The following is a 3,940-nucleotide window of genomic DNA, read 5'->3' on the forward strand; positions in this document are numbered from 1 at the left end:
GGTTCCGGGCCGGGTCTCTGGGAGGGGGGGTACCCCCCCTTTGGCAAGGGGGGATCGAAGCTAACGATAAAAGGAGGGCGGGGGCTGCCAGAGGCCCCCGGTAAATCCTGTTCCCGGCTAAATACCCTCGGCCGGCAGCTTCGGCAGCCGGTCGCGGAAGTACCAGAATACGAGCGCCAGCGCAAGGTAGAAGAACGCCACGAACCACCCGAACTCCCCGAGCATCATCTGCCCGGGTTCGGTCGTTACCGTGAGAGCAGGATAGAACACCTGGACAAAGTAGTTCCAGAAGCCATGGAAGAGGATGGCGACCCAGACGCTGCCGGAGGCAATCCTGAGCCACGCAAGAATGAGCCCGGCGCCCATCACTGACGGGACAAAGACCGCAAGCGAGTACCAGATCGACCCGGTACCGTGGTAGGTGCCAAGGAACATGATCGGGAAGTGCCAGACCATCCAGATGGCTGCTGATATGAGGGCAAGTTCTGTAAAGCCCATGCACCGGCCGAGTTCGGGCACGAGGAAACCCCGCCAGCCGACCTCCTCTCCTGCTGCAGCAAACAGGTTGAAGGCGATGGCATAGAGGAACGCGGGGATGAAGGTGAGGGTGAAGATGACCGCTGCCTTATCCGCGTTGAACGGGGCAATGCCGGTAATCCATGCAGTGCCGAACATGCAGAGCCCGGCAGTGATGGGCAGCAGGATGCCGACAGCAAGCCAGAGCGGTTTCCCGAGACCAAGGCCGAACCCTTTGAGGTTGCGCTGGAAGATGAGCCGGGTACAGAGCGCCCCGAAGGTCGGACCCCACATGGCACCAACGGTATAGACCATCAGCATCGTTGCATTGTCCTTCACCTGCGGAGTCTGCGAGGTCAGGTACCAGAAAATCGACGAGAATGCAAACGTGAGAATGACAAATGTGATAACCGTGATCCTCGGGTTGGCCGGAGAATGAGGCAATTCCATATCGGTATTTCCGGTATACGGGGGTATAAACCCACCTCACGGACAATGTTCAGTAGCGGCACTGGCATCATCCTAACAATAATATATCTTTTAACCGATAGCATTGTACATGCCAAACATTGCCTATTTCGAGATCCCGGCCGACAATGTCGACCGCGCAAAGCACTTTTACAAAAACCTCCTTGGCTGGAAGATTGAGCCGATCAAAACCCCGGCGATGGACCTCAAAAGCATGGAGGCGATCCAGTACAACGAGATCACGCTCGGAGATCCTACCCTAGGCACCATCAACATGGGCGGGCTGTACAAGCGGCAGGGAAACGAGACCATCAAAAATTTCGTGATGGTCGATGACATCGACAAGGTTGTCGCTAAGGTCGAAAAACTCGGCGGAAAGATCCTCGTGCCGAAGTACCTGATCAAAGGAGTCGGGCTCGTCGCACTCCTCCGGGACACCGAGGGGAACGGTTTCGGGGTCTGGACACCGAAGATGTGAGCGGGCCAGTCCTGCTTCCCCTTCCTTTTCTTTCCCTTCAGGATTGCCGGCCCGGGTTTTCCAGGAGGACAACAGCTATCGCATTCCCGCTCTCCTTCCCGTACGCCTCCACCCGTTCCGCGACCCGGCTCACCATGCTCCCGTTCGTTAGGATGAGCGAGTCCTTCCCCCGCAGGGCCCGGAGGATGCACTTGTCGATAACCCCGTAGGTGAACTCGACCGCAACCTGCTCCGTTGCAGCGCACTGCTTGGCCCGTGTGCCCATGGCGCCGACAGCAACGCCTGGCCGGGCCTGTACCCAGAGCGGGACGGCGGCAGGTTCCGTTTTATCCACATTGCAGACCGTGATCGTCCCGGGGGATGGGGGGCAGCGGGTTTCGCGGGCATGGTCCTCGATGATGCGGACCATGTCGAGCACGCTCCGGGGTTTTCGGCCGGGAACGGCAAACCCGCGCTTCTCCAGTTCCGCCGACAGTTCGAGCAGGGTCGGGACCGAGAGCTGAGCCATGCGGACGAACCGGGTGTTGCCGAACGCCACGTCCGGCACGTCCTCCTTGATGATCTGTCCGTCCGCGAGCAGGATCGCCCGGTCGGCCCACGGGTACGCGAGCTCGACATCGTGCGTGGAGATAACGATGGTCTTTCCCTCGTGGTTCAACTCTTCGAGGAGTTCCATTAAGTCTTCGGAGCCGGAGGGGTCGAGGCCGCTCGTGGGTTCGTCGAAGACCAGCACGTCCGGGTCCATGGCAAGCACGCCGGCAATCGCGACCCGTTTCTTCTCCCCTCCCGAGAGCTGGTGGGGCGTGCGGCGCTCGAAGCCGGAGAGTCCCGCGTGCCGGAGGGCAGTGGTCACCGCTTCTTTGACCTCCGCTTCGGAATACCCGAGGTTGGTCGGCCCGAATGCCACGTCCTGGTACACGGTCGGGGCGATGATCTGCCGGTCCGGGTTCTGGAGCACGAAACCGACCTTCCGCCGAAGCTCGCGGAGCGAGGCCCGGTCGTACTCCATCGGTTTATTGTCGAAGAGCATCATCCCAGAATCGGGGCGAAGCATGCCGTTGAACATCTGGAGGAGCGTGGACTTGCCGGCGCCGTTCGGGCCCACGAGCGCGATCTTCTCGCCCCGGCGGAAATGGAAGCTGATCCCCTTGATCGCCTCCTGCCCCCGCGGGTAGCGGTACCGGATATCCCGTGCTTCAAGGACAATGCTGCTCATGGTCTCTCCTACAGTAAGGTCATGCCCTGCGTTGCGACAACGGCTGCCGATGCTGCGACAAGAAAGAGGGCAAGGGCGGCTAGCGGCCGTAGTTCAACCGGGCGGTTCTCCCCAAGGAGCGCGAATTTCCCGTCATAACACCGGGCGTCCATGGCCCGCACCAGGTCGTCGCCCGCATCCCAGCTCGCGATGAACGCCGAGCCGCAGAGCATCGAGAAGGTGTGGACCGACTCCTTCCAGCCCGAGTACCCAAGGCGCATCACCTGCGCATGGTAGACCTGCCGGACCTGGTCCATAAGGAAGAAGATCGTCCGGTAGATGATCATCGCAAGGTCGATGACAAAGTCCGGGACCCGGACCTTCCGCATGACCACGAAGAGATCGGTCATGGGCGTTGTCAGCGCAATGAAGAGGAGGGCCGACATCCCGCCGATCACCCGGCAGAGCACGAAGAACCCGTAATTGATGCTTTCGCGGGTCACCGAGAGCGAGAGGAACGGCAGCGGGTCCCAGCTCCAGAACACGTGCTCCCCGCCCGAGATGAGGACGATGACTGCCACGCTCATTAAGGCAAACCAGAGCGGGACAAGGAAGAGCTCCGCGTAGGTCCGCGGGTCAACGCGGGCGAGGACGAGGATCGCTGCGGAGAGGATGAGGGCGATGAAGAGCGGAGCGGCGTAACCTGTTGAGAGGAGGCAGAGGACGATGGCAGAAAGGCCTGCGGCAAGCTTGAGCCAGGTGCTCGTCTCGCGCAGCCCGTTGGTCTGGGCAACGTCCTCCAGCAGCTCCTCAAACATAGCTTACTGGTTCACCTTTGCATCACTCAAACCTTTCCGCTGGCCAAGCCAGTACCCGAAGACCCCGCCCACGAAGATCCCCCCTAGGGCAGCCTGGAGCGCGAAGAGACAGGACTCGATCTCACCGCTTGGCGGCTCCCACTGGGCGATGAGCGGCGTGAAACTCTCCACGTCTTTTCCGGAGAGTTCCGCGATCAGGCCCGATCCCACGTTATCGGAACCGGCGAATTCGGCGCCTTCCATGGTCGCACTGTTGAAGAGGAGGATCCCGATGAATGCCGCGATTGCAACAACCGGCGGGAGCTCAAGCAGGTAGTTCTTCGTCATTATGCTTCACCCCGGGCTGCCGTGATCTGTGCGTCGGAAAAGATTTTCAGTCGGATGAGGGTTGCGGTCCTGAGTGCCAAGATTACCTAGAAGACGATGCCGGCCAGTATGCCTGAGACAACCTCGACCGGCCCAGCC

The 3,940-nt window shown here is 60.7% G+C and carries 5 protein-coding genes; 1 reads left to right on the forward strand and 4 read right to left on the reverse strand.

Going from position 1 to position 3,940, the window contains the following annotated elements:
* Window positions 1–117 precede the first annotated feature (117 nt).
* A complete protein-coding gene (locus CW742_RS08470; RefSeq protein ID WP_292419098.1) occupies window positions 118–966 on the reverse strand; it encodes a CPBP family intramembrane glutamic endopeptidase in 849 nt (282 codons plus the stop codon).
* Window positions 967–1,075: 109 nt separating this feature from the next.
* Here CW742_RS08470 and CW742_RS08475 point away from each other — a divergent pair, with 109 nt between their 5' ends.
* The gene (locus CW742_RS08475; protein WP_292419101.1) at window positions 1,076–1,462 is read left to right on the forward strand and encodes a VOC family protein; all 387 of its coding nucleotides are present in this window, start codon (window positions 1,076–1,078) and stop codon (window positions 1,460–1,462) included.
* Between the two features lie 37 nt (window positions 1,463–1,499).
* On the opposite strand, the gene CW742_RS08480 is transcribed toward CW742_RS08475, so the two are convergent.
* Genes CW742_RS08480 through CW742_RS08490 form a run of 3 tightly spaced genes read right to left on the reverse strand, consistent with a single transcriptional unit; the run spans window position 1,500 to window position 3,802 of the window.
* The gene (locus CW742_RS08480; protein WP_292419104.1) at window positions 1,500–2,678 is read right to left on the reverse strand and encodes an energy-coupling factor ABC transporter ATP-binding protein; all 1,179 of its coding nucleotides are present in this window, start codon (window positions 2,676–2,678) and stop codon (window positions 1,500–1,502) included.
* Between the two features lie 8 nt (window positions 2,679–2,686).
* Window positions 2,687–3,475, reverse strand: coding sequence for a cobalt ECF transporter T component CbiQ (gene cbiQ / locus CW742_RS08485; protein ID WP_292419107.1), 789 nt, complete (start codon window positions 3,473–3,475; stop codon window positions 2,687–2,689).
* 3 nt (window positions 3,476–3,478) lie between these two features.
* Window positions 3,479–3,802 carry an energy-coupling factor ABC transporter substrate-binding protein gene (locus CW742_RS08490; protein WP_292419110.1) on the reverse strand — a complete coding sequence of 108 codons (324 nt, stop codon included), beginning with the start codon at window positions 3,800–3,802 and terminating at the stop codon, window positions 3,479–3,481.
* Between the last annotated feature and the right edge of the window lie 138 nt (window positions 3,803–3,940).

It is taken from the genome of Methanoregula sp., from assembly GCF_002835825.1.
GTDB lineage: Archaea > Halobacteriota > Methanomicrobia > Methanomicrobiales > Methanospirillaceae > Methanoregula.

Coding starts and splice junctions, on each gene's coding strand:
- CW742_RS08490 (WP_292419110.1), bottom strand. CDS start 3,802: ATGACGAAGAACTACCTGCTTGAGCTCCCGCCGGTTGTTGCAATCGCG.
- CW742_RS08480 (WP_292419104.1), bottom strand. CDS start 2,678: ATGAGCAGCATTGTCCTTGAAGCACGGGATATCCGGTACCGCTACCCG.
- CW742_RS08475 (WP_292419101.1), top strand. CDS start 1,076: ATGCCAAACATTGCCTATTTCGAGATCCCGGCCGACAATGTCGACCGC.
- cbiQ (WP_292419107.1), bottom strand. CDS start 3,475: ATGTTTGAGGAGCTGCTGGAGGACGTTGCCCAGACCAACGGGCTGCGC.
- CW742_RS08470 (WP_292419098.1), bottom strand. CDS start 966: ATGGAATTGCCTCATTCTCCGGCCAACCCGAGGATCACGGTTATCACA.